This is a genomic window from Paraburkholderia sp. ZP32-5, from assembly GCF_021390495.1.
Classification (GTDB): domain Bacteria; phylum Pseudomonadota; class Gammaproteobacteria; order Burkholderiales; family Burkholderiaceae; genus Paraburkholderia.
This window is the reverse complement of sequence record NZ_JAJEJP010000002.1, coordinates 2,960,639-2,984,180: the sequence shown is the minus strand read 5'-3', so window position 1 is coordinate 2,984,180 and position 23,542 is coordinate 2,960,639. Positions and strand designations below refer to the sequence as shown.

At 64.9% G+C, this 23,542-nt stretch carries 16 protein-coding genes; 9 read left to right on the top strand and 7 right to left on the bottom strand.

The annotated features are described in order from the left end of the window. Window positions 1–17: 17 nt before the first annotated feature. Entirely contained in the window at window positions 18–407 is a 390-nt protein-coding gene (locus tag L0U82_RS32060; protein WP_233837264.1) for a hypothetical protein, read from the bottom strand. 150 nt (window positions 408–557) lie between these two features. Here L0U82_RS32060 and L0U82_RS32055 point away from each other — a divergent pair, with 150 nt between their 5' ends. Further along, complete coding sequence (locus L0U82_RS32055) at window positions 558–3,737, top strand: EAL domain-containing protein (protein WP_233837263.1); 3,180 nt, start codon at window positions 558–560, stop codon at window positions 3,735–3,737. 21 nt (window positions 3,738–3,758) lie between these two features. Here L0U82_RS32055 and L0U82_RS32050 read toward each other — a convergent pair whose 3' ends face one another. Further along, the gene (locus L0U82_RS32050) at window positions 3,759–4,190 is read right to left on the bottom strand and encodes a PaaI family thioesterase (protein ID WP_233837262.1); all 432 of its coding nucleotides are present in this window, start codon (window positions 4,188–4,190) and stop codon (window positions 3,759–3,761) included. Between the two features lie 280 nt (window positions 4,191–4,470). On the opposite strand from L0U82_RS32050, the gene L0U82_RS32045 reads away from it, so the two are divergent. Further along, window positions 4,471–6,063, top strand: a complete 1,593-nt coding sequence (locus L0U82_RS32045; protein ID WP_233837261.1) for a methyl-accepting chemotaxis protein — start codon at window positions 4,471–4,473, stop codon at window positions 6,061–6,063. Between the two features lie 163 nt (window positions 6,064–6,226). On the opposite strand, the gene L0U82_RS32040 is transcribed toward L0U82_RS32045, so the two are convergent. Continuing rightward, complete coding sequence (locus L0U82_RS32040) at window positions 6,227–6,430, bottom strand: cold-shock protein (RefSeq protein WP_233837260.1); 204 nt, start codon at window positions 6,428–6,430, stop codon at window positions 6,227–6,229. A gap of 276 nt (window positions 6,431–6,706) precedes the next feature. Beyond that, on the bottom strand, window positions 6,707–7,822 hold the full coding sequence (locus L0U82_RS32035) for an AGE family epimerase/isomerase (RefSeq protein WP_233837258.1): 1,116 nt from the start codon (window positions 7,820–7,822) through the stop codon (window positions 6,707–6,709). Between the two features lie 191 nt (window positions 7,823–8,013). Between L0U82_RS32035 and L0U82_RS32030 the strand changes: the two genes are divergently transcribed. The 5 genes from L0U82_RS32030 to L0U82_RS32010 all read left to right on the top strand — a co-directional run bounded on the left by L0U82_RS32030 (window position 8,014) and on the right by L0U82_RS32010 (window position 12,360). Then, complete coding sequence (locus L0U82_RS32030) at window positions 8,014–8,703, top strand: MgtC/SapB family protein (RefSeq protein WP_233837257.1); 690 nt, start codon at window positions 8,014–8,016, stop codon at window positions 8,701–8,703. A gap of 142 nt (window positions 8,704–8,845) precedes the next feature. Continuing rightward, window positions 8,846–10,258, top strand: coding sequence for a hypothetical protein (locus tag L0U82_RS32025; protein WP_233837256.1), 1,413 nt, complete (start codon window positions 8,846–8,848; stop codon window positions 10,256–10,258). A 361-nt stretch (window positions 10,259–10,619) separates the two neighbouring features. After that, the gene (locus L0U82_RS32020; RefSeq protein ID WP_233837255.1) at window positions 10,620–10,778 is read left to right on the top strand and encodes a hypothetical protein; all 159 of its coding nucleotides are present in this window, start codon (window positions 10,620–10,622) and stop codon (window positions 10,776–10,778) included. A 494-nt stretch (window positions 10,779–11,272) separates the two neighbouring features. After that, window positions 11,273–11,578 (top strand): hypothetical protein, encoded by a 306-nt coding sequence (locus L0U82_RS32015; protein ID WP_233837254.1) that lies wholly within the window; start codon window positions 11,273–11,275, stop codon window positions 11,576–11,578. 170 nt (window positions 11,579–11,748) lie between these two features. Beyond that, window positions 11,749–12,360 carry a flavin reductase family protein gene (locus tag L0U82_RS32010; RefSeq protein ID WP_233837253.1) on the top strand — a complete coding sequence of 204 codons (612 nt, stop codon included), beginning with the start codon at window positions 11,749–11,751 and terminating at the stop codon, window positions 12,358–12,360. A 115-nt stretch (window positions 12,361–12,475) separates the two neighbouring features. On the opposite strand, the gene L0U82_RS32005 is transcribed toward L0U82_RS32010, so the two are convergent. Further along, complete coding sequence (locus L0U82_RS32005) at window positions 12,476–15,112, bottom strand: heavy metal translocating P-type ATPase (RefSeq protein WP_267929732.1); 2,637 nt, start codon at window positions 15,110–15,112, stop codon at window positions 12,476–12,478. A gap of 162 nt (window positions 15,113–15,274) precedes the next feature. Then, the gene (locus L0U82_RS32000; protein WP_233837252.1) at window positions 15,275–15,949 is read right to left on the bottom strand and encodes an FMN-binding negative transcriptional regulator; all 675 of its coding nucleotides are present in this window, start codon (window positions 15,947–15,949) and stop codon (window positions 15,275–15,277) included. Between the two features lie 318 nt (window positions 15,950–16,267). Between L0U82_RS32000 and L0U82_RS31995 the strand changes: the two genes are divergently transcribed. Continuing rightward, window positions 16,268–17,677, top strand: coding sequence for a DUF1254 domain-containing protein (locus tag L0U82_RS31995; protein ID WP_233837251.1), 1,410 nt, complete (start codon window positions 16,268–16,270; stop codon window positions 17,675–17,677). A 327-nt stretch (window positions 17,678–18,004) separates the two neighbouring features. Further along, window positions 18,005–21,895, top strand: coding sequence for a DUF748 domain-containing protein (locus tag L0U82_RS31990; protein ID WP_233837250.1), 3,891 nt, complete (start codon window positions 18,005–18,007; stop codon window positions 21,893–21,895). A 13-nt stretch (window positions 21,896–21,908) separates the two neighbouring features. Here the strand turns inward: L0U82_RS31990 and pdxR are convergent, their stop codons facing one another. Beyond that, the gene (gene pdxR, locus L0U82_RS31985; protein WP_233837249.1) at window positions 21,909–23,465 is read right to left on the bottom strand and encodes a MocR-like pyridoxine biosynthesis transcription factor PdxR; all 1,557 of its coding nucleotides are present in this window, start codon (window positions 23,463–23,465) and stop codon (window positions 21,909–21,911) included. Between the last annotated feature and the right edge of the window lie 77 nt (window positions 23,466–23,542).

Below are 23,542 nucleotides of genomic sequence, written 5' to 3'. Positions count from 1 at the left end.
TCAAATCCACACAATGATTAAAGCCGCAATGTCTCATTGGTGTCGACCGCACTGAGAAGCCTCACAACCACTTCCCGCGTTTCACTAAGCTCTCGCAGCCGAACGTCGAGCTTTTCGACTTCGCCGCGCAGCAATGCGCGCGCTTGAACGCATGGATGAAACACAGGCTTTTCGCCGAGTACGCAAGGCAGTAGCAGCCGGATACCGTCGATCTTCAATCCCGCTGCGCTGAGCACTAACTCGTGCGCGGCGCGGCGTTTGCGCAGCAATATTCGCAGCTCGCCGACGCGGCCTCGCACGCAGCGATGCGCAGCGCAAGCAAACCAGCACATCGCTGCAATGAAGATATTTGCACTGCAATGTCGCATATCAAGCACCGTCTTGGTGACTTTTAAGCGAAAGCTCAAGAAACAAATCAACCCGCCGATAGATTGAGCAGGGGTCTTTCGCGCCTTCGCGCTGAAGTCAGACCCAACGTCCCCGCACGGAGAAAACGCAGTGAATCGTCCGGCTTACGACACCCGGGGTGCAAGCATCGCGCGCGAACCGCAACGTCTATGAAACACAACCTGTTCTTCCGGTTACTCGGGCGTCTTCGCGTCGGCCGTAAGCTGCTGCTGATCTATCTGCTGGATCTGAGCGCGGTGCTGTATATCAGCGGCATCCTGATCCACGAGAAGTACATCGCGATCGACTTCTCCAACAAGGAACTGGTCGGCAATGCCTACGTCGCGGCAATGCAGGACGTGCTCATCGACTTCGCGCTCGCTGGAGCCGGGCAGCCGCCGACGGCGGCTCAATTGAAACGCACGGCGAACCAGCTCGCCGACGCCGAGAGCCGCTATGGCGCCAACATGAAAAGCGCCGAACTCAATGCGCGCGTGTTGAGCGCGCTCGCAGACACGGCGGCGCCCCATGCGAACGACGCCACGGTGGACAGCGGTCTCGAAGCGGCGCGCGCACTGGTGACGCGAGTCGGCAACCAGTCGAACCTGATTCTGGATCCGGATCTCGACAGCTATTACTCGATGTCTCTGTCGATCCTGCGCTATCCGGAACTGCTCGGCGACGTCAACCGGATCGGCCGACACCTGCACGATGCCGGCTCGAATCGCCGCACCGCATCGATGAGCCACGATGAGATGCGTACCCGCTACCTCGTGCTGGAAGGCCAGCTCGACGCTGTCTTGCAGGAGCTGCGTTCCGACTACGCGGAGGCATCCGCGGCGAACGGCACGCTGAGCGCTTCGATCGGTCCCGCGATCGGGCACATGCTGGCCACGGTCGATGCGTATCGCCGTGCGGCCGGCACAGTCGTCGATGCCGGCGCGGATGCCGGCACGCTGGCCGCTCTCGATGCCGCGCAGCAGAACCTAATTAAAGGAGTGAGCGACGCGTGGAGCGTGACCGGCAATCAGCTCGAAAGACTGCTGCACGAGCGTGTCCGCGGTCTCTTCGAGCGGATGTGGCTGCACCTGGGCACCGCGCTATTTCTGCTCTGCGCGATCCTGAGCATGGTGTACTTCGTCGCGCAGCAGATTTCGCGGCCGCTGCGCCGGCTCGCGCGCGTGATGGACACGGTGCGGCGTACCGGTGACCACTCGCTGCGCGCCAGCTGGCACAGCCAGGATGAAATCGGCCAGCTCGTGAGCGGCTTCAACGACATGCTCGCGCAACTCGACCGCGAGCGTGACGTGCAAAAGGAACTCGCCGCGACCGCTCGCGCGTCGGCCGCGCAGTACGCGCTCGTCGAGGCGACGCCGGTGCCGATGGTCGTCACGGCGATCCCGGGCCATGAAGTGTTGCACGCGAACGAGCCCGCGCTTTACTGGCTCAATGGCTGCACGGTCGACCCATGGGCCTTCGGTCTCGATTCGGAAGTGCGCGCGCGTTTCTTCCAGCAGTTGTCGGACCGCGACGCCGTCGACGAATTCGAGGTGCACTGGAAGGCCGCCGGCGAACCCACGTGGGCGATGCTGTCGGCGCGCCGCTTCGATTTTCAGGGACGCGATGCCGTGCTGACCGCTTTCACGCCGATCAACCAGATCAAGCTGATGGAGCAGCGTCTCGAGTTATGGGGCAAGGTGTTCGAAGCGTCATCCGAAGCGATCCTGATTCTCGATGCGCAACGACGGCTCGTGACCGCCAACGCATCGTTCTATCGTGCAACCGGGTATCGCGCCGACGACGTGACGGGCGAGGAGCCCACGTTCATCTTCGGCACGCAGGAGCACGACGACATCCTTCCGGCGGTGATCGATTCCGTCAATCGCCTGAGCACGTGGCACGGCGAAGCTCACATCCGGCGGCGCGCCGGCAGCGACTATCCGGCCTGGTTGATGATGAGCGCGGTGCGCGACCGGCGCGCGAACCTGTCGCACTACATCTGCACGCTGATCGACATTACCGACCGCAAGAAGAGCGAGGCGCGCATCCAGTTCCTCGCGGAGCACGACGTGTTGACGGAGCTGCCGAACCGCGAACTGTTCGTCAAACGTCTTGGCGTCGTGCTCGGCAATGCGCGCCGCGCGGGGCAGCGCGTCGCGGTGCTGTTCATCGATCTCGATCGCTTCAAGGACATCAATGATTCACTCGGACATCACGTCGGCGACAACCTGCTGCGCTCGGTGTCGCGGCGCCTTTTGCAGGCGGTGCGCAGCAACGACACGGTAAGCCGTCTCGGCGGCGACGAGTTCACGGTGATCCTGAACGGCGTCAGCAACGCGGCCGACGTCACGCGCACGATCGAAGATCGTTTGCTGCCCCTCGTGCGCCAACCTCACGAGGTCGGCGGCGTGACGCTGCAGGTGTCGTGCAGTGTCGGCGTGGCGCTGTTTCCGGACGACGGCTCGGACATCGAAACGCTGATGCAGAACGCCGACGCCGCGATGTACCAGGCAAAGGGCGCGGGACGCAATCTCGTCAAGTTCTTCTCGTCCGACATGGCCGAACGTACGCGCTACCGGCTGACACTCGAAGCATGCCTGCGCGCTGCAATCGAGCGGCGCGAATTCCGGCTCGAATACCAGCCGTGCGTCGATGCGCACACGGGTCAGCTCGTTTCGGTGGAAGGGCTGCTGCGCTGGAACAGCCCGCAGATCGGCTCCGTGTCGCCCGCGCAGTTCATTCCGGTCGCCGAAGATACGCGACTCATCATTCCAATCGGAGCGTGGGTGATCGATGAAGCGTGCCGGCAGATCGCCGCATGGGACGCGGCAAGGCTGCCGCCGCTTCGTGTGTCGATCAACCTGTCGGCAATCCAGCTGCGCGATCCGGATCTGATCGGCACGCTCAAGGACAGTCTCGCCCGGCATCGGGTCGACGCGAAACGGCTCGAACTCGAAATCACCGAAACCGTGCTGATGGACAACGCGGAGAACTATCTCGCGACGACCAACGCAATTCGCGCGCTCGGGATCAAGCTGTCGCTCGACGATTTCGGCACCGGCTATTCGAGCCTCAGCTATTTGAACCGCTTCCCGCTCGACCGGCTCAAGATCGATCGCGCGTTCGTGCTCGACATGCTCGATGCTCCGGCGGACCTCGCGATCATTCGCGCGATCATCGAACTGGGCCACGAACTCGGCTTGCGGGTGGTCGCCGAAGGTGTCGAGAACGAACACCAGGCGCGCATCCTACGCACGATCGGTTGTGATGAACTGCAGGGCTTTTTGTTCTCGAAAGCGTTGTCGCCCGCGGATCTCTGGTCGTGGACCACCGCGCGGAAAGTGGCCTAGAGGGCGGCGTGGCATCTGGAGCTACCCCGCCGCTTCCTCCCCATCCCCTCCAATCCGGTTAACCGTCCCCTGCGCAACCGCCACCAGCTTTTCCCGATTCCCATCCATCACATACACGCTGCACTGACAGGTCGCCTGATGCCGCCCCGCGTACACCACGCTCGCGCGCGCGATCAACGTGCCGTTCACCGCCGGACGCAGATAGTTGATCTTGTATTCGCCGGTCACGACTTTCGGTCCGAGCGACAGCGCGCCCGCGAACGTCAGCGCGTTGTCGGCGAGATAGCTGATGACTCCGCCGTGCACGAAGCCATGCTGTTGCCTGAGTTCATCGCGGATCGGCAGACACAAGGTGAGTTCGTTGCCGCCGGTGTGCATCAAGTCCGCGCCTAGCAGCATGCTGAACGGCTGGGCGTGCAGCGCGCCGCGTGCCCGGTCGAGAAGATCAGTCATTGTGATTCCTTCGTGCCACGCCCCGTCGTGTGTGACTACGACCGCGGCGGACGGCGTGCTCCGTGCGGTCCTACCCACTCTAGGAAGCGGCGCTGCGCTGCGCAAGGTGATTCCGCGCGACGCGCGCCACATTGTTGTGCGAAACGGATGCAATCGCGACGATCGACGATGAAACCAGCATATAAGCGGCTTTTTACGGAAATTGACCTCAAGCGCTGCGTCGGCCTGCCGTTAACCCTGGTATAGGTTCTGCCATTCCTTTGCCTTTCAGGTGTTCACGATGTTCAGCAAGATCAAGGTCGCATCCGGCCTGCTATGCGTTCTGGCCGCGTTCTGCGTTTTCCAGCTGGTCACGGTGGGCCTCGGGTTCTGGTCGCTGACGCGTACACACGACGACGTGAACGATCTGTCGAGTATCGCGCTCACGCAAGTCGACGCGGTCAACCAGACGACGCAGCGCCTGATGGACGCGCGTATCAACCTGTCGCGCGCCGGCACGCGGATGGTGCGCGGCGGCACGGAGCCCACCGATATCGTGCAGCACGCGCGCGAACAGCTCGCCGCCGCCGATCAATCGTTCGCGGCCTTCATGAGCGCGGATAAAGCGAGCGACGAAAACAGCACGCGGGCCGCCGCACTCGCCGAGCGCTACAAGAAGCTGCACGCCGCGCTGACCGAACTGGCGCAGTTTCTCGACGCGAACAACATCCAGGCCTTCCTCGATCAGCCGACCCAATCGTTCCAGGACGCTTACCTGACCGAAGCGAACAACTTCGCGCAGTTCGGCAACACCGCGAGCCGCGCGTCGCTGGCATCGATCGATGCGCGTATGGCGGCGTTTCGTATCGTCAGCGTGGTGATTCTGCTGGTGCTGGTGGCCGGCACGGCCGCGGTCTACGCGGCGTTGCGCCGTGGCGTGGTCGGGCCGCTCGAAGAGGCCGGCCGTCACTTCGAGCGCATCGCGCAAGGGCGTCTCGATCAGCCGATCGCCGCGCGCGGCACCAACGAAATTGGCCGCCTGTACTCCGGCCTCGCGACGATGCAGGCGAGCGTCGCGCGCACCGTACAGGCCGTGCGCGAATCCGCCGACTCGATCTACCTTGGCGCCGATGAAATCGCGACCGGCAACGCCGATCTGTCGGCGCGCACGGAAAGCCAGGCGGCGTCGCTCGAAGAAACCGCATCGAGCATGGAAGAACTGACGGCGACCGTGCGCCAGAACGCCGATCACGCACGCGAAGCCAACGAGCTGGCCGGCACCGCGCTCGATGCAACCTCGCGCGGCAGCGAAGTCGTCAACCAGGTGGTCGACAAGATGCGCGGCATCGCGCAAAGCTCGGACAAGATCGCGGAGATCATCTCGGTGATCGACGGCATCGCGTTCCAGACCAACATCCTCGCGCTGAACGCGGCCGTCGAGGCGGCGCGCGCGGGCGAGCAGGGTCGCGGCTTCGCGGTGGTCGCGGGCGAGGTGCGCGGGCTCGCGCAGCGCAGCGCGCAGTCGGCGAAGGAGATCAAGACGTTGATCAGCGAGTCGGTCGCGGAGATTCAGGGCGGCTCGGCGCTGGTCGAGCGCGCGGGCGAAGCGATGAGCCACGTGTCCTCGTCGATTTCGCGCGTGACGCAGATGATGGCGGAGATCAGCGCGTCGTCGCTCGAACAGAGCACCGGCATCGAGCAGGTGAATCAGGCGGTCGTCCAGATGGACGAGATGACGCAACAGAACGCGGCGCTCGTCGAGCAGGCCGCGGCGGCGGCCGTTTCGCTGCACCAGCAGACGGAGCAATTGAAGCAGGCGGTGTCCGTGTTCGAAATTTCCGAAACTGTGTTGCACACGCAACAGTCCGGCGCAATGCGAGCGCCGAATCTGTAATCCGGATTAGCCGGAACGCATGCCGTTTCAGGCGGTAACGCTTAAAAAGAAGGCACTGAAATAGAAAATGGCCCGCTGAGAGCGAGCCATTTTGCATTCGACGCAGGAGCCTTAACAGGCGCCTATAGTGACGTCCAAGTCCGGGTCAAAGTACCTGAAGTACTTAGGCCGGCTGGATGTTCGCAGCCTGCTTGCCCTTCGGGCCTTGCTTGACTTCGAACGTCACCTTCTGGTTTTCCTGCAGGGACTTGAAGCCCGATGCCTGGATTTCCGAGAAGTGTGCGAACAGGTCTTCGCCGCCGTCGTCCGGCGTGATGAAACCAAAACCCTTCGCATCGTTAAACCACTTAACAGTACCTGTTGCCATTTTTAATCCAATAAATGTTGTGTGTTGCATTCGCGTTCGCTATTTCTCGACGTGAGGGCGAAACGCGAGGGGAGAGTTGTATCACGTCTTTATGACAGACGCCAATCAACCTGCATCCGGGTATTCCCCGGTTTTGAGTTTTTTGGCCGTTTTCACCGATCGGACGGCCCGGCGAGGAGGTTGGGCAGCCAGGGTATACCAGCGGTATGGACTGGCGGGAGAAGGGCGGGCTGCCTATGCGGGATGCGCTCGTCTTCATCGAATCGCCTGGGCCGCTCAGGACGATGCCGGCAGCGCCGCGTACGCGGTGGCGAGGTGATACGGCGTGGTCGAAGGCATGTCCGCGCGCGCGACCTGGCCGTCCGCCGTCTTGCATTCGAACCAGCCGCGCGGATGCAGAAAGCGTTGCTCGAACAGTTCGATTTGCCGCGGCAGTTGCGCCCGCACGGCCGGATCGTCGTGGCAGGCGAGCGCGCGCAGATATTCCGTTTGCGCCCACATCCGCTGGGTCGCGTCCTTGACGTCGCCGGCTTCGTCCAGCGACGCGCACACGCCGCCGCTGTCCGGGTCCACGCCGTGCTTCTGCGCGAAGGTAAAGGCGCGCGTGAGCGCGTCGGCGAGCCCGGTGCCGTCGAATAGCGCACCGGCCTGCTTGACGAGCCAGTACCACTCGAACTGATGCCCCGGCTCCAGACGGTTGTCGCTCGCACCGATCGGCAGTTCGGCGATGCAGCCGCTCGGCGCATGCACGAAGTGCCGCTCGATCGCGACCGCGAGGCGGCGCAGCGCGGCGCTGAAGACGGTGTCGTGCGTCGTTTCGCAGGCGGCGAGCCAGGCCTCGGTCAGGTGCATCAGCGGGTTTTGCAGCGGCGTGCCCGTGACCGTCGAGAAGTCGACGTTCAGTGCGGCGTTGAACAGATCGCCGTCGGCCGCGAAGTTCGACTGGATCAGCGCCGTCGTGTTGTGCACGAGCTTCAGCGCGTCGTGGTTGTCGGAGCGGCGTGCGTATTCGGCGCACGCGAACACGACGAACGCGTGCGTGTACAGATCTTTGGTCGTGTCGAGAGGCACGCCGAGCGCGTCGACGCTATAGAACCATCCACCGTGGTCGGTGTCCTGAAAGGTATGCATCAGCGAATCGAACAGCACTCGCGCGTGCTCCAGGTCGCCCGCCTGCGCGAACGTGAACAACTGTCGCGCGCACGCCATCGCACGGTAGCGCTGCACGGGCTGCGGCTGATGATCGTCGGCGCCGAGCGCTTCGTAGGGCAGCGTCAGCGCGCTGTTGAAGCCGGGCCCGTGCCACATCGGCAGCACCACGTTCGCGAAATGCTCGCGCAGCGAGTTCGCGGCGGTCGTCGTTGAAGCGGGCGTAAGGGGCGTGCTGGGCATGATCGGATGGGGCGGGCGCAGTGTGTCGGGGCGGCGGTTCAGGTTGTGATTCAACGCCGCAATTCAGCGTCGTGGTCCAGGGCGGCGGCCTAGGGCCGCGGCGGCGTGCGGCTTAGCATAAAGCAAACGCTTCGCGCTGACACGCACGATCGGACCACCTCCCCAGCTCATTCAAATAAGGAGGAACAACGATGTTGGGCAATCTCGAACTCATTTCCCGTCTCGTGCTGGCCGCGGCGCTCGGCAGTGTAATCGGCTTCGAGCGCGAGCGGCTTTCGTGGGCGGCCGGACTGCGCACGCACATGCTGGTCTGCGTGGGCTCGACGCTGATCATGATCGTGTCCGCGTACGGTTTCGCCGAAGTGCTGAGGGACGAGCACGTCGTGCTCGATCCGTCGCGGATGGCTGCGCAGGTCGTATCGGGCATCGGTTTTCTCGGCGCGGGTTCGATCCTGCTGCGCGGCGAGATCGTGCGCGGACTGACGACCGCGGCGAGCCTGTGGTCGGTCGCGGCGATCGGGCTGGCTGTCGGCGGCGGGCTGTACACGGCATCGATCGCCGCGACCATCATCATTCTGATCATCCTCGCGGGCATCAAGCCGCTCGAGCGGCGTTTCATCACGGTCAAGCAGCGGCGTCAGCTGACGATGGTGATCGAGCGCGGCACGCTGACGTTTCACACGCTGCACGACGAACTCGGCGCCGCGAGCCCGCGCGTCAAGCAGTTCGTGATGCAGCAAAGCGACGACGCGCCCGAATGCGACGAGGTGATGATCATGCTGCATCGCGTGTCGAATCTCGAGTACGAGGCGATCTGCGGGCGCTTGCGACAACTGCCCGGCGTGAAGCAGTTCCGTCAGGACGACGCGTCGTCGTCGTGAGCGGCGAAATCGTCGCGAATCGTTGGGCGATGGCCTCGGCGCGGGCGGACCGCCGTGCGACAATGCGAACTCTAAAAATTCCAATGGCAATGGCGAGCGCTATCCGGCGCCTGCGTTTGCGGCGACGACCGCTTTTTTCTCCATGACAGATTCCGCAGCATCCCCGCAGTCCAAGCCCCGCGCCGCTTCGAAGAAGCAGCGTCAGGGCGGCGTCTCCACCGAAACCGAAAACAAGCTGGCGCGCGCGGCGCGTTCGGCACAGCGTCTCGCGCAACTGAGCGCCGCCGAGCGCGACGACAGCACGCTCGACATGTTCCCCGACGATCCTACCCGCGCGACGCTCGAAGCGATGAACATCGACGTCCGCCAGGGCACGCTGGATGGCTTCGAACTGCCGGAAGTGGTGCTGCAGGCGGTCGGCGCGCTGGACGACGGCGCGTCGCTCGACAAGGCGGCGCGGCGCGTGCCGCGCGCGGTGAAGGTTGATGCGCCGGCGCCGGTCAATGAGCAGTTGAGTGGATTCGATGTCGAGCCGGCGGTGTCGGCTGCTGGACTTGCCGCGGTCGATGCTGATGCCGATGCCTTCGCCGATACGGCGGATGCGCGCGTGAGCGAGCCGGCGGTGAATGGCGCGATGAACGGTGCCGGCGGTGAGACCGCATCGACAGTCGACGCAGCCGCCAACGACAAGCCAACGTCACCGACGCGCGATCAGGCTGTACCGCTCACGTCGGCGATGGCGGCGGCTACCGTCGCACGCAGCGTGATCGCATTGCGCCAGGCGGCCGAAGCAGCTTCGGCCGGCGGCAAGCCGCCGCAGCGTTTCGCCGCGACCTTCGCGAAAGCGACGATGGCTTCGCCAGAAACGGCATCGGTTGCGACTGCAGCCGACGCCGGCACCCCTGAGGAGTCCACCGACGAGGCCTCTGCTCAGACGCGCGCGGCATCCACGACGTCCGCCGCATCGGCGGCAGCATTGCCAGCGTCGGAGTTCACAAACGCGCGGCAGGACAACGAGCGTTCAGCCGCGGCATCCGCATCTACCGGCACCCGCACCCCCTTCGCCATGCCCTCGCGCGAAGCGCGTCGTGCCGAAGCGGCCGCTGCCGCGCAGCGTGCCGAGCCGGAACTCGATCGCGCGCGGGCCACCGCGTTTGCGGATACGGTCGATGCGCTGTACGGCGTGATCGCCGATCAACGCCGCGCCGCGACCGATCACACGCGCCGCATGAAGTGGATGCTGTCGATCGTGGTCGGTGCGCTGCTGGTCACGGTGGCGATCGGCATCGCGCAGACCTTGCTGTTGATGCGTCTGACGCGCGAGACCACCGCGCAGCAGCAGCGCATCGAGCAAATGATGCAAAACCAGCAGGCCGCGATGATCAGTCTGCTCGACGCGCATACGGCGATGGCTGTGTCGCCGGCCAATGCCGCGCCCGCGCCGACCGCGACCACGCCTGCCGTCGCCGCGCCGGCAGCGCCGACGCCGGTGCATGGCAAACACGCCGCTCGCGAGCCGCACGGCCACAAGGCAAAAGTGTACGGCTCGAAGTGACGGCTATCTCGCGGTGCGGGCGCGCAGGCGCGCTCGCTGGCACGTCGCGCCGGGCCGCATTTGAGGACACTTCCCCGCATGGCACAGCCCGAATGTCTTGGGTTGTCATCCCTTCGCGTAAGCACTGCGCGCCAACCGGCGCGCAATGCAACGACCCGCAACGACTTCCCACCCGCCCACATGGCCCCTGATTGTTAAATCGGGGACGTAATCATGATGCAACGCATCACGACCCTGTCAGCCGTGGCGCCCCGCCAAATTTGAAAAATTGCTGCACTGCACTAGCTATTCGCTAGGGAAAACCCTTATAATCACAACCAAGGGAAAACCCTAGTAATGCAGTCACCAACCAGGAGTCGCCATGAGCTACATCTTTGCCCTGTTTCAAAAGGTCAGCGACCTGTTTGCGTCGCCCCATCTGCCGCTGGATTCGGACTATTCGTATGCAGCGCGTAGCCGCGAAGCAGATCGTATGCGCCGCGCGCAAGCCACGCTGTTTGGCATCAAGCTGTCCGACTAAGACCAGCTTCACCATCTCTGGCGCGAAACACCGCGCTGGGGTGCGCACTTCGGGTGCGCATGTCTATCAAAGCCGCTATTCGCAAACGCGAATCGCGGCTTTTGTTTTTGCGTCGCCAATGCGAGGCGAAATCGCGCTCCGCCGCGCCACGCTTACGATCTGCTGACATCGATGATGCATCGTCCTTGCCAAATATTTCGTAGCCGAAATGAATGTAACGGGTCTTTCATTCCGGCACGGGATGCCGCATGGCTATCTCCCGCTGCAAGGCTTGGAGAATGGGGCGCGAAAGCGAAAACGGGGCTTCATCATCCGTCCCCATCTATGAAATCCTCGCTTACAAGTCTTCACGTCTTCACCAGTTTCGGGCCGCTAAAGTGGCTCTCAAGCGTACGGCGTCTGGTTCGGGCCGTCGGCGAATCGAACGGATCGAATCGCGAAGCTCGAACGACCACGGACGCTGCCTGGAATAAAACTTTGACGGGAGGTTCACCATGAAAACCTTTAGCAAGGCATCGCGCTCGGTTATCGCAACTCTGCTCGCTGGCGGCGCATTGCTCGCGGCCGGCAGCGCAATGGCCCAGGAGCGGGTCATCATCGAAAACGGCCCGGCGCCGGTCGTGTACGGTCAGCCGCACATGATGCCGGTAGGTTTGTCGGTCAGCATCGGCTGGCACGGCGATCGTTACTGGGACGGTCATCGCTATTGGGCGCATGACGACTGGATGCATCGTCATCCGCACGACTACGATCCGCACCACCACGACGACCATCGCGAGCCGCATCACGACCACGGCTAATGCGGGCGTGACGGCGCCGCGCAGAGCGGCGCGAGTCGACGAAGCCGGTCTTTCCCTCGCGGAAAGACCGGCTTCGTGACGTTTGGCGCGCGGCTTTCGCGCGTGCAAGCGCCGCTGAGCCGACGCTGCGCTATGCTCTGGAGCTTTCCCTTCCACCAGAACGCCACGTCATGTCTCATTACTTCTACGATCCCATCGCCGGTCACGGTCTGCCGCACGATCCGTTCAAAGCGATCGTCGCGCCGCGGCTGATCGGCTGGATTTCGTCGCGCGACGCGCAAGGCACGCTCAATCTCGCGCCCTATAGCTTCTTCGGCGCGTTCGCGACGTTTCCGCCGATCATCGGTTTTTCGAGCGAGGGCCGCAAGGACAGCCTCGCCAACATCGAAGCGACCGGCGAATTCGTGTGGAATCTCGCGAGCCGGCCGCTCGCCGAGCAGATGAACCGCTCGTCGGCGCCCGTTGCACCGCACGTCGACGAATTCGAACTGGCCGGACTGACGCCCGCGCCTGGCCGCAACGTCGCGGTGCCGCACGTGGCCGAATCGCCGGCCGCGCTCGAATGCAAGCTGCTGCAGATCGTGCGTCTGCACGACGTCGACGGCAAGCCGATGGACAACTATCTGTCGCTCGGCCAGGTGGTCGGCGTGCATATCGACGAGGCGTATCTGAAGGACGGCCTGTTCGACACCCAGGCCGCGCAGCCGATCATGCGCGCCGGTTATCGCGCCGACTACGCGCAGATCGGCGAGATGTTCCAGATGTTCCGGCCGAAGGCGTAAGCGTTTCGTCGGCGAACTCGTCTGCAAGCGGCGGTTCACGTGCTCAATATGCTCCACGAGTTCGCCGAGTTCGCCGAGTTCGCCGCATGCGCGCCGTTCAAACCGCCGGCCGCACTTACCCCGCGCGGCTCGTCGTGCCGCGCCACGTACGCAGCAGCAACGCATTCGTCACGACGCTCACGCTCGAAAAGGCCATCGCCGCGCCCGCGAGCATCGGGTTCAGCAGCCCGAATGCGGCGAGCGGAATGCCGATCAGGTTGTAGACGAACGCCCAGAACAGATTCTGCTGGATCTTGCGCCACGTCCTGCGCGAGATGTCGATTGCATCCGCGACGAGCGCCGGATCCCCGCGCATCAGCGTGACGCCGGCTGCGTGCATCGCGACGTCGGTGCCGGTCGCCATCGCGATGCCGATGTCGGCGGCGGCGAGCGCGGGCGCGTCGTTGATGCCGTCGCCGGCCATCGCGACGATGCCCGCGTGGCGCATCTTCAGGTCGCGAATCACGCGAGCCTTGTCGTCGGGCAGCACTTCCGCGTGGAATTCGTCGATGCCGAGCGCCCGCGCGACGCTGGCCGCACTGCCGCGATTGTCGCCCGTGACCAGCACGCTACGGATGCCCATCCGCCCAAGCCGCTCGACGGCCGCGCGCGCGGTGGGTTTGACCGTGTCGCCGAATGCGATCAGCGCAAGCGCTTGCGGTGCTTGCGGAGCGCGCGTCATGAGCCACGACACGGTGTTGCCGGCTGCTTCCAGTTCCCGGGCACGCGCCGCGAGCGCGTCCGGCAACGCGATGCCGAGTTCGTGCAGCCAGCGCGTGCTGCCGAGCGCGAACGTGCGGCCGTCGATATCGGCTTCAACGCCCCGGCCGGCCACGGCGCGGGAGGCCGTTGCATGGGGAGCCTCGGTTCGAGCGGCCTCAACGGAGCCTGAGGTGACAAGGACGTTGTCCGCGGCGGCGCGCTGATACGCGTCGACGACAGCCCGCGCCAACGGATGATCGCTCTGCCGCTGTACCGCGGCGGCGAGCGCCAGCGCGTCGTCCCGGCCGATGCCGCCGACCGGCTCGAAGGCCGTCACCGAAGGCTGACCGAGCGTCAGCGTGCCGGTTTTATCGAACGCGACGATCGACACGCGATGCGCGATTTCGAGCGCTTCGGCGTCCTTGATCAGCACGCCGTGGCGCGCCGCGACGCCGGTGCCGGCCATGATCGCCGCCGGCGTCGCGAGCCCGAGCGCGCACGGGCAGGCGATCACGAGCACGGCGACTGCGTTCAGGATCGCGGTTTCGCCGCCCGCGCCGGCGATCAGCCAGCCGATCAGCGTCAGCGCGGCGATCGCGAGAATCGCCGGCACGAAGATTTCGCTGACCCGGTCGACGAGCCGCTGGATCGGCGCCTTCTCCGCCTGCGCGCTTTCGACGAGGCGGATGATGCGCGCGAGCGTCGTCTCCGTGCCGATCGCGGTGGTCGTCACCGTCAGCGCGCCTTCGCCGTTGATCGAGCCGGCCGTGACCGCGTCGCCGGCCTGCTTCGGCACCGGCAGACTCTCGCCGGTGATCAGCGATTCGTCGATATGCGTGCGGCCTTCGAGTACCGCGCCATCGACCGGCACACGCTCGCCCGGCCGCACGATCACGATGGTGCCGACCCGCACCTGCGCGAGCGGCACTTCGCGTTCGCCCGCGCCGTCGCGGATGCGCGCGCGCTCCGGGCGCAGCGCGTTGAGCGCGCGGATCGCATCGGTAGTCTGGCGCTTGGCGCGCGCTTCGAGCCACTTGCCGAAACGCACCAGCGTAATCACGACCGCCGACGCCTCGAAGTACAGATGCATCATGTCGCCCGGATGCACCACCAGTTCGTAGACGCTGATGCCATACGCCGCCGATGTGCCGAGCGCGACCAGCAGATCCATGTTGCCGGCGCCGGCGCGCACGGCGCGGTAGGCGGCGCGATAGAAGCGCGCGCCGAACGCGAACTGCACGATCGACGCGAGCACGAACTGCGGCCATGCCGGCAGCATCGCGTGGATGCCGAACCATTCGCCGAACATCGGTGCGACGAGCGGCAGCGTCAGCACGGCGGCGACGACGACGGCAGCAAGTTCGCGGCGGGCCTGGGCCTGCTTGCGATCGGCGGGCGTGGTGGCGGGCGTGTCGCCGCTGGTCGCGGCAGCGCTCGTGTCGAGCGCGTCGGCGGGCACGGGCGGCGCGATCAGCGTGGCCTCGTAGCCCGCTTTGGTAACGGCCGCGATCAGCGCGCCCGCGTCGACGTCGGCGGAACCAGCGGATGAGTGAACGGTGGCGGTTTCGGTTGCGAGATTCACCGACGCGCGCGCGACGCCCGGCACTTTCGCCAGCGCTTTTTCGACGCGCATCGCGCACGATGCGCAGGTCATCCCGCCGATCGCGAGTTCGAGTTCGGTGGTTGGCGGCGTTACTACAGGCGCCTCAACCTGTGCCGCAGTGCCGGCACCAGCATCCGCAACGAGCGTGGCTTCATACCCCGCTTTACGCACCGCATCCGCAAGTTGTACCGGTTCGACCGCGGCATCGCTTTCGACTCGAGCGCGCTCAGTCGCGAGATTCACCGACGCGCGCGCGACGCCCGGCACTTTCGCCAGCGCTTTTTCGACACGCGTGACACACGCCGCGCAAGTCATGCCGTCGATGTCGAATTCGACGACGCGCGCAGGCGAGGAGGGGGAGGGAGTGGCAGCGCCGGCGGGGCGATGCGGATTGGCAAGTTCGGTCATGGTAGGCAAGGCTCATCGCGGCATGGGGCCGCACCGTAAATCCAGTATTGACCTTCCCATGATGGGAAGGTCAAGGACGGATTACGCGGCCGCCGCATCAAGCATCCCGAGGGCCTCCCGCCTGAAAACCCGGCCTGAAAGCCGAGCCTGAAAACCCCAGCCTCAAAACGCCAGCGGCGCATCCAGCATTGCCTGCCCGACAGCCTGCTGCTGATCGCCTTCACGCGCCAGCAGCGTGTCGGCCGCGCCGCGCCGGTCGGCGGCTTCCTTGTTCTGCCCGAGCTTCCATTTACCGACGAGCCGCGTCACCTCGATCTCGATACCGACGATCGCGCCGAGCATCTGCGAGATGAAGTCGGCGGGCGCGTCGCCCATCTTCCATGGCACCGGTTCACCGGCTTCCATCTTGCGAGTGAGTCGTGCGACGAGCCCGCGCAGGAACGTTTCATCGTCGTGCACCACAATCCTGCCATGTGCATGCACGACCATATAGTTATAGGTCGGCACCTGCATGTGGGTTTCGTGCTTGCTCGGATACCAGGTCGGCGAAATGTAGGCGGCCGGTCCCTGGAAGATCACCAGCGCGTCGGGATGCGTCGCGGCTTCCCGCCAGACCGGATTGGCGCGGGCGACGTGCGCGCGCAGCACGAGGCGCGCCGATTCATCGCCGGCGGCCGCCGCGTCGCCCTGGGCATCGACGAGCTGCGCTTCGAACGGCACATGATTTGCATCGAGTCCATTCGGACCGTGGGTAATCAGCGCGCCGAACGGCTGCTCGGCGATCAGGCGGTGGAGAACCTCTGGACGATTCTCTTCGAAATGGGTGGGCATATACATTGAAGCGCTCCCGATACGGTCGACGAAAGAGTGTGGGCGAATTGAAAAGAATCGTTTGTGAACGATGGCGTACTCGCGCGCGAGCCGCCGAAGTGGATAGGGCAAGCACGCTGTTTGTGACGTTTGTGAACCCGGTGCGCGCTAACCGGCGTAAATCCTTGCTTTGTGCTTGCCTGGTTAGCAAGGATACGATACAACGCGATGTTGTCGGAATCGCAATCCGCGGAATGGCAGCGCAGGGCTTCGGGAGGCCTCGCATTTGCCCTGGCGTTGCGCACCGGCATCTCTTATAGGACTGCACGCTCCGCACTCTGAAGAATGATAAAAAATCGCCAAGCGCTCTTTTCGTTTTATCGGCCCTGCGTGTCGTTCGCGGGTCTCGCAGTTCTGGCAGGCTGCGCGTCGACGCCATACGTGGCACAACAAAGTACCGGCTGGATCAAGGATGAAGTCGCCGATTCCTATGTATTCGGCTATCCGCTCGTGCTGATGAGCACCGCGCGCGACGCGGCGGTCGGCACGGACCCGGGTCAGGCTCCGTTCAACACGCTGCATCATGCGCAGGCGCTGCCGCCGATCGGCGCGACCAACCCGCCGCAGCCGAGCGTCGATACGCTCGACTCGACCGGCTGGCTCGACGTCGGCGACGAACCGGTGATCCTGTCGCTGCCCGATTCGCATGGCCGCTATGTCGACGCCCGCGTGCTCGATATGTGGACCAACGTCGTGTGGTCGACGGGTCCGCAGTTCGCGACCGGCGCGAAAGGTTTGCGCGCGCAGACGATCGCGTTCGTCGGACCCGGCTGGCAGGGTGACTTGCCGAAGGGCGTGAAACGTGTCGACGTGCCGACTCGCAACGCATGGGTGAGCGTGCGGATCCAGTCGAACGCCGCGCGCGATCTGACCGCGGTCCGCAAACTGCAACGCGCTATCCGGCTCGCCCCGCTGAGCATCTACGAGGGCGACGCGGCGCCGGCCGTGCCGCCGCGTAGCAATGCAAACGCGACTGCAGGTGCGAACGGCACGCCGGCCCAGCAGGTCGCCGCGCTCGACGCGAGCGGCTTTTTCGGCCGTCTCGCCGATGCGCTGCCTGACAGTCCGCCGACGCCGGCCGACCCGCATGCGCTGAAATTCCTGTCCGACCTCGGCGTCACGCCGGGCAATCCGGTCAAGCTGCCGAAGGAGCCGCAAGCGCTCGCGGCGGGTCTCGCCGACGGCCGCGAGCGCGTCGGCACGCCGCCAACCAACGTGCTGAGCGCGAACGGCTGGAACTGGTTCGGCGATGGCGTCGGCAACTACGGTCCCGACTATGCGCTGCGCGCGTATGCGGCGAGCACGCAACCGGGCATCGGGACGAAGGACGATGAGGTTCGCGCGGTCGTCACGCAGGACAGCGACGGCAATGCGCTGAACGGCGCGAACCGCTACGTGATCCACTTCGCGGCGAATCAGTTGCCGCCGGTGCGCGGCTTCTGGTCGATCACCGCGTACACGACGGATGGCGCGTTGATCGAAAGCACGCCGGCGCGGCTTGCGGTCGGCGATCGCTACGGCGCGCGCCGCAATCGCGACGGCTCGCTCGACGTGGTCGTGTCGTCGACGCGCAGCAAAACCGGCAACTGGCTGCCGGCGCCGCGCGCCGACATGCAACTGGTGCTGCGGTTGTATGCGCCGAAGCCGCAAGCCACCGACGGCAGTTGGCAGCCGCCGGCGGTCGTGCGGCAGTAGCGCCGGCGTACGGCAATTCGATGCGGCGCGCGTGCAACGCGCGCGCCATTCGCGCCATTAACAAACGCTAACAAAAAAAGCGAACCGAACGCATCGGCGAAAGCGCGTCTGCGAGAACACGCGGGCGCGCGTCCGATGCGTTGCTCGACGCCTGTGCGCCGTTGCGCCGCGATGCAAAAGCACGCTGAAAATGCGCTGGATCGGCAGCGCGGATCTTCAAGGCTTGCCTGACATTACTGTTTCGTAACTGATTCGCGACTTATACTGCCGCTTGCGGGATTCACGTTCTTCGCGGCGGGCTTGCCGCCGCATTCATCCACATCGAGCATGGCAAGCCTTAATAAAGCATCGTTAGCCTCCTCCATGCAGACTGTGCGCGAAGTCGCGCAGTCGCGTCGTACCCGTCGTGTCCTGATAAGCCTGCTGATCCTCGTCGTCGTGTTCGGCCTGCTCGGCTTTTTCGCGGCGCCGCCGCTGATTCGCCATATCGCGAGCCAGCAGTTAAGCAAGCAGCTCGACCGCCCGGCATCGATCGGCCGCATCGCGCTCAATCCCTACACGCTCAGATTCGAAGCCGATAACGTGCATATCGGCGAGCGCGGCGGCGCGGGCGACTTCGTCGATATTTCGCGGCTCATCGTTCAACCGTCGTGGAGTTCACTGTTTCGCGGCGCGCCGATCGTCGATGAAGTGCAGGTCGATTCGCCGCGTTTCCATATCGTTCGCTACGACGCGCAGCACTTCAATTTCACCGATCTGGTCGAGAAGTTCGCGAACCAGCCGGCCAAACCCAATAGCAAGCCGACGCAGTTTTCCGTCTCCAATATTCGTGTCGAGAACGGCCAGATCACGTTCGACGACCGGCTGCTCGGCACGAGCCACGTGATCGATCAATGGAAGCTCGGTATTCCGTTCATCGCGACGCTGCCGTCGAAAACCGATATCTTCGTCGAGCCGCTGCTGCGCGCGCGCATCGACGGCAATAGTCAACTCGCGATCGACGGCAAGACCAAGCCGTTCGCGGCGTCGCGCGAATCGGAAGTGTCGCTGCGTTTCGACGCGCTCGACGTGCCGAAGCTGGTTTCCTATGTGCCGACGAAGCTGCCGGTGGTCGTGCAGTCGGGCAAGCTGTCCACCGATCTGAAGCTCAATTTCGTGGTGTCGAACGACACGCCGTCGCTGCGCGTCGCGGGCACCGTCGATCTGAACGATGTCGACGTGCAGGATCAGGGCAAGGCGCCGTTCTTCGCGGCGCGCGCGGTGCACGTGGCGGCGGCGTCGCTCGAGCCGCTGAAGAGCCTCTATCACTTCGACGACATTCGCATCGATGCGCCGAGCGCGAGCCTCGCGCGCGACAAGGATGGCGTGTTGAGTGTCGAGAAGATGTTCGCGTCGGCGCCGGCCGGGTCGGCTAAGGCTGAAACGGCATCGGCATCGGCATCCACCACTGCCGAGGCGAGCGCGGCAAGCGCGCCGGCCGCGGCATCGGCTGCGAAAGCCGAAGCGGATACCAACGCCAAAGCCGCCACCACCGCCACCGCCGGCGCGGAAAAAGCCGCGCCGCCATTGGACCTCGCGATCAAACGTTTCGCACTCAATGACGGCACGGTGAGCGTGCACGACGAAGCAGCGTCGCATCCGGTCGACGTCGGTCTGCAAAATCTCGCGGTCACGCTGACCGATTTTTCGACGCTCGCATCGGCGCCCGCGCACTACACGCTGAATACCAGTTTCAAGGACGATGCCGGCTCGCTCGCCGCCGACGGCACGGTCGGTCTCGCGGCGAAAACCGCGAACGCGAAGCTCGATCTGAAATCGCTGAAGCTGCCGCAATTGCAGCCGTATCTCGACTCGGCGACGTCCGCGCAGGTGCTCGACGGCGCGCTGTCCGCGACGACGACTATCGACGCGAACTGGTCGAAGTCGCCGATGGCGCTGACGGTCACCGATACGCAGCTTGGTTTGCAGTCGCTGAAGCTCGCCGCGCACGGCGACAAAACGCCGCTGATCTCGCTCGCGCAGGGCAACGTCGTGGTCAAGCAGGTGGACGTGGCGGCGCGCACGGCCGATGTGACGAGCGTCGATGCCACCGGCCTCGCGGTCGACGCACAGCGTCTGAAGGACGGCAGCATCAATCTGAGTTCGCTGGCCGGCGCGCACCAGGAGGCGCAGCAGCGCACTGCGATCCATGCGGCGAAGAAAGCGCAGGCCGAAGGCCCGGCGTGGCACTACAAGATCGGCGAGCTGACGCTGAAGGACGCAACCGCCAATTTCACCGACAACACGACGCCGCAGCCGGTCAAGCTCAGCATCACGCCGCTGCAACTGAAGGTGCAGCAGATCAGCGACGACCTGAGCCGTCCGCTGCCGGTCGATCTGCAAGCGACGCTGAACAAAAAAGGCACGCTGAATCTGAAGGGCGACGTGACCGCGACGCCGCTGAAGCTCGCCGTCAAGATCGACGCGAACCGGCTCGACGCGGCGGCTTTCGAGCCGTACTTCGGCAGCAAGCTGAACGCGGTGATCGCGAGCGCGCTGCTCAACGCGAACGGCGAGCTTGCGGTGACGCAGGCGAAGTCGTTGAAGGCGAACTATCACGGCGACGTGGCGCTGGTCGACGTGCGGATGCTCGACAAGGCCACCTCCGACCCGTTTGCCGGCTGGGGCTCGCTCGCGCTGTCGAACCTGAAGGCCGATTACGACGAACACGGCACCGTGGTCGACGCGGGCCGCGTCACGTTCTCGAAGTTCTATGGGCGTGTACTGCTCGACGCGCAGGGCAAGCTGAACCTGAAGGACGTGGTCGCGCATGAAGGCGGCCAGACGCAATCGCTGACGCGCGACAAGAGCGGCGCCAAGCCGATCCCGCTGACGCCTCAGGCGGTGTCTGAAGCGGTGGCCGCGTCAGCGCCTGCCGCAACGGCAGCGGCGGCGCCGGCGGCACCGGCTGCGGCATCTGCCGCACCAGGCAAGCCGGCCGCGCCCGCAACCGCGACTGCTGCGACCGCCGCGACGCCACCGCAATCCCCGGTCAAGCTGCACTTCGGGCAACTGGTGCTGCAACAGGGCCGCGTCACCTACACGGACAACTTCATCAAGCCGAACTACACGGCAAATCTCGTCGACATTCAGGGCACCGTGGGTGCGTTCGGCACCGAATCGACGACGCCCGCGCCGGTCGACGTCGCCGCGAAGCTTGCGGCCAACGGCCCATTGACGATCCGTGGCACCGTCAATCCGCTGATCGCGAAGCCGGCGCTCGATCTGACCGCGACCGCGCACGACATCGAGCTGACCAACCTCACGCCGTATTCGGCGAAATACGCGGGCTATCCGATCACGAAGGGCAAGCTCAACGTCGATCTGCACTACAAGCTCGACAACGACCAGTTGAACGCGAACAACCATCTGTTCATCGATCAGCTCACGTTCGGCGATCACGTCGACAACGACACGGCGACCAAGCTGCCGGTGCGTTTCGCGATCTCGCTGCTGAAAAATTCGCGCGGTGAAATCGACGTGAATCTGCCGGTGTCGGGTTCGCTGTCGAACCCCGAGTTCAGCGTCGGCGGCCTGATCTGGCATGCGGTGCTCAACCTGATCGAGAAGGCGGTGACCGCACCGTTCTCGCTGATCGCGAACGCGTTCGGCGGCGGCGGTCAGGAACTCGGCTATGTCGAATTCGACGCGGGTTCGGCGGAGCTGACCGACGCCGACAAACAGAAGCTCGATACGATCGTGAAGGCGCTCACGGACAAGCCGTCGATCCGCATGGACCTGATCGGCCGCGTCGATCCGAAGGTCGACGAACCGGCGCTGCGCACGCAGTACGTGGACCGGCTGGTCAAGCAGCAAAAGATCAAGGACGTGGTGGGCAACGGCGAGAGCGTCGATCTCTCTACCGTGACGGTCGATCAGAAGGATTACGACAAGTACCTGGCGAAGGCCTACAAGTCCGGCGACTTCAAGAAGCCGCGCAACTTCATCGGCATGACCAAGACGCTGCCCGATGACGATATGAAGGGCGCGCTCGCAGCCAACGCGCCGGTCGACGAAGCCAGCCTGCGTCAGCTCGCGCAGCAGCGCGCGCAAAGCGTGCAGCAGTATCTGGACGGCAAGATCGACAGCAGCCGCGTGTTTATCGTCGCGCCGAAGCTGAATGCCGACGGCATCAAGGACAAGGGCGCGACGACTCGGGTGGACTTCGGCCTGAAGTGAGCGGGGCGTTTCGTTACGCCACCGCCGGCTTCAGCGCCGTGCGCTCGATCACCCGCGCGAGCGTATCGAACGCCGGGCCGATCTTTTCGTTCGGCACGCACGCGTAGCCGAGCAGCAGCCCGCGCCGCGGCTGCGCCGGGTTGCTGTAGTAGCTGGTGAGCGGACGCACGATCACGCCGGCGTCGGACGCGGCGGACGTCACCGCACGATCGTCCGAGTAGTCGGGCAGGCCGAGCACGAGATGCAGGCCCGCTTCGTCGCCCATCACCGGCAGTTCGCTGCCGAAGCGCGCGGTAATCGCATCGATCAGCATCTGCCGCCGCTCGCCGTAGAGCGCGCGCATGCGGCGCACGTGGGAGGTCAGATGGCCATCCATGATGAACTCGGTCATCACCGCCTGCTGCATCAACTGGCCTTCGCGATACAGCTCGGCGACGCCGGTCCTGAACGTATCCACCAGGTGTTCCGGCGCGATCATGTAGCCGATCCGCAGCCCCGGAAACAGCATCTTGCCGAGACTGCCCACGTAGATCACCCGGCCTGCTTCGTCGAGTCCTTGCAGTGATGCGAGCGGACGGCTGCCGTAGCGGAATTCGCTGTCGTAGTCGTCCTCGATGATCCACACGTTGTGCTGGCGCGCATATTCGAGCAGCGTGCGGCGGCGCGCGAGGCTCATCACCATGCCGAGCGGATACTGATGCGATGGTGTGACGAGCGCGAGCCGCGGCGGCTGTTGCAGGTCTTCATCGCGCGGATTGAGGCCTTCGCCGTCGACCGGCACCGGCGCGAGCGTGACGCCCGACGACTGCAGCACGCTGCGCAGCCCCCAATAGCACGGCTCCTCGACCCATGCGCGATCGCCGACGTCGGTCAGCAGACGCACCGCGAGATCGATCGACTGATGGATGCCGGTCGTGATGATGATCTGGTCCGGCGTGCAATTCACCGAGCGCGCGACGCGCAGGTAGTCCGACAGCGCGCGCCGCAGCGGCCGGTAGCCGCCGCCGGGCGCGTAGGTCAGCAGATCGGGATTGGCGTCCTTCCACAGCCGCGCCTGCAGGCGGCTCCATGTGCGCGCCGGGAATTCGGACACATCGGGCACGCCCGGCATGAACGCACCCCATTGCTTCGCGGACACACCCGCCTGCGCGACCAGGCGGCGCCCGCGTGCGGACAGGTCGCCGCGGTCGGGCCGCGCCGGCTGCGGGTTATCACCGACGGACGCGCTCGCCAGCTCCGGGACCAGGACCGCCGCGACCGCCGCGACCGGCTTCGGACGGCCATTCACCGTGGCCGCATCCGGGCGGGTATCGGCGACATAAGTACCGCTGCCCGTGGTCGAAATCACATAACCTTCAGCTGTCAGCTGGTCGTAAACGTGCAGCACCGTGTTGCGCGCGATGCCGAGGTCTTCGGCGAGCGTGCGCGAACTCGGCAGCTTGGTGCCGGGCGGCAGCTGGCCCGTCAGGATGGCCTGCTGCGTAAGCCTCAGGGTTTGTCGGTAGACCGGTTCGGCGGCGCCACGATCGAGCCGTGCGGCGAGCCAGTCCGACAGGATCACGGTGTCCAAGTGGTTCCATCCGGAATAATGAAATGGCTCCATATTGTAGAACCGTAACGGTCTATAGTGAGCCACGCGATCGATTT

Excerpts from the sequence above, each read along its gene's own strand:
- L0U82_RS32035 (WP_233837258.1), bottom strand. The coding sequence starts at position 7,822 with ATGCCCAGCACGCCCCTTACGCCCGCTTCAACGACGACCGCCGCGAAC.
- L0U82_RS32045 (WP_233837261.1), top strand. The coding sequence starts at position 4,471 with ATGTTCAGCAAGATCAAGGTCGCATCCGGCCTGCTATGCGTTCTGGCC.
- L0U82_RS32030 (WP_233837257.1), top strand. The coding sequence starts at position 8,014 with ATGTTGGGCAATCTCGAACTCATTTCCCGTCTCGTGCTGGCCGCGGCG.
- L0U82_RS32010 (WP_233837253.1), top strand. The coding sequence starts at position 11,749 with ATGTCTCATTACTTCTACGATCCCATCGCCGGTCACGGTCTGCCGCAC.
- L0U82_RS32000 (WP_233837252.1), bottom strand. The coding sequence starts at position 15,949 with ATGTATATGCCCACCCATTTCGAAGAGAATCGTCCAGAGGTTCTCCAC.
- L0U82_RS32005 (WP_267929732.1), bottom strand. The coding sequence starts at position 15,112 with ATGACCGAACTTGCCAATCCGCATCGCCCCGCCGGCGCTGCCACTCCC.
- L0U82_RS32015 (WP_233837254.1), top strand. The coding sequence starts at position 11,273 with ATGAAAACCTTTAGCAAGGCATCGCGCTCGGTTATCGCAACTCTGCTC.
- L0U82_RS32040 (WP_233837260.1), bottom strand. The coding sequence starts at position 6,430 with ATGGCAACAGGTACTGTTAAGTGGTTTAACGATGCGAAGGGTTTTGGT.
- L0U82_RS31990 (WP_233837250.1), top strand. The coding sequence starts at position 18,005 with ATGGCAAGCCTTAATAAAGCATCGTTAGCCTCCTCCATGCAGACTGTG.
- L0U82_RS32025 (WP_233837256.1), top strand. The coding sequence starts at position 8,846 with ATGACAGATTCCGCAGCATCCCCGCAGTCCAAGCCCCGCGCCGCTTCG.
- L0U82_RS32020 (WP_233837255.1), top strand. The coding sequence starts at position 10,620 with ATGAGCTACATCTTTGCCCTGTTTCAAAAGGTCAGCGACCTGTTTGCG.
- L0U82_RS32050 (WP_233837262.1), bottom strand. The coding sequence starts at position 4,190 with ATGACTGATCTTCTCGACCGGGCACGCGGCGCGCTGCACGCCCAGCCG.
- L0U82_RS31995 (WP_233837251.1), top strand. The coding sequence starts at position 16,268 with ATGATAAAAAATCGCCAAGCGCTCTTTTCGTTTTATCGGCCCTGCGTG.
- L0U82_RS32055 (WP_233837263.1), top strand. The coding sequence starts at position 558 with ATGAAACACAACCTGTTCTTCCGGTTACTCGGGCGTCTTCGCGTCGGC.